Source organism: Micromonospora maritima (genome assembly GCF_902825405.1).
GTDB lineage: Bacteria > Actinomycetota > Actinomycetes > Mycobacteriales > Micromonosporaceae > Micromonospora > Micromonospora maritima.
On the sequence record NZ_CADEAU010000852.1, the window covers coordinates 1 to 1351 of the forward strand.

The 1351-nt window shown below is 73.5% G+C and carries 2 protein-coding genes and 1 pseudogene; all 3 read left to right on the forward strand.

What is annotated here, in order from left to right:
• Positions 1-172: 172 nt before the first annotated feature.
• Positions 173-517 (forward strand): hypothetical protein, encoded by a 345-nt coding sequence (locus HUW36_RS32970; protein WP_174531595.1) that lies wholly within the window; start codon positions 173-175, stop codon positions 515-517.
• A 14-nt stretch (positions 518-531) separates the two neighbouring features.
• Positions 532-1140: a glycine zipper family protein gene (locus HUW36_RS32975; protein ID WP_174531596.1), complete on the forward strand. Its 609-nt coding sequence runs from the start codon at positions 532-534 to the stop codon at positions 1138-1140.
• Positions 1137-1351: pseudogene (locus HUW36_RS32980) on the forward strand (carboxypeptidase-like regulatory domain-containing protein); the annotation flags it as partial. The gene HUW36_RS32975 and the pseudogene HUW36_RS32980, both read left to right, overlap by 4 nt.

A 1351-nucleotide genomic window follows, 5' to 3' on the forward strand; every position in this document is an offset into this window, starting at 1 on the left:
CGTCGACGCCTCCTCCCGGCCCACCGGCCTGAGTCCCGCCGCCGCGGCCCTCCCGCCACCGGCGACGCCTCGCCGGTCCCCACCGCCGACCGGGCGGCCCGTGGCGACGCCACGGACCGCCGCACCATCCCACCCCGACCGCACCATCGCACGATCGAAAAGGGGGATCGCCGTGAACGATCTCTTCACCTGGGCCGCCCTGGGCAGCCTCACCGGCGCCAGCGCCGCCACCCTGCTCGCCACCAACGTCATCGGCGGCCTGATCGGACCGAGCGGCGACAAGGCGCGCAAGTGGATCGCGTTGGGCTTCGCGCTCCTGCTGTCCTACCTGACCGCCGCGTTCGCCGACGACGCCGGGCCGGAGAAGTGGATCATCGCGTTCTTCAACGGCCTGGTCATCTTCTCCGCCGCGCTCGGCATCAACCAGCTGCCCCCGGGCAACCGGCAGGCGACGCAGGCGTCGCCGACCCAGCTCGCCCAGGGGCGCGAGCCCCGCTTCGTCCGCTCCTGGGTCTGAGAGAGGTGACCCCCATGGTCTTCGGCATCATCAGCGCCGCCGTCCAGATCGTCTTCGGCGCCGTGCTCGGGCAGGCCGCCGCCGGCACCGTCGGCCTGCTGGTCGGCGCGGTGGTCGGGCTGCTCGTCGGCGGGCCCTTCGGCTGGGCGGTCGCGTCCGCCGGCACGTACGGCGCCGACCCGAAGGGGATCTTCCTCTTCGTGGTCGACCACACGTGGAGCCTGCTGAACACGTTCGCCGGCGCGCTCTACCTGGCCCTGCACCTGGTCTTCGGCCACCAGCTCGACCGGGTCGTCTCGGCCGCCAGCGGCCGGGTCAACGTGGTCGAGGGCGTCTCCCCCCGGTACGCCACCACCATCGGCACGGTCTGCGCCGGCTCCAGCCCGGGCATCCAGCGGCACGAGGACGTGCACGTGTTCCAGGCCCGGCTGCTCGGTCCGCTCTACCTGCCGCTGGTCGCGCTCAACTACGCGCTGTTCACCATCGCCCCGGTCTGGCTGCTCTGGCACGACCACACCAACGCGCCGATCAACCGCTTCACCCGCTACTTCGAGATCGGCGTCTACCCGCACGTCTGGAACGAGGCCATCGCGTACCGGATCCAGGGGACGCCGCCGCGATGACCGGTGCGATCGAGGCGGCCGTCGCGGACGTCGCGGCCTGGCTGACCGGGACGGCGGGTGCGCCCGTCCCGGTCGGTCCGCCGCGCGACGACCCGGACGGCGGCCTCACGGTGTGGCCGCTGGAGTTGCGGCCGGCCCGGCAGACCGCGACCGTCGGCGCGGCCCGCGAGCCGTACCGGTTCGTGGTCCGGCTGCTGGTCAGCGGCGGCAG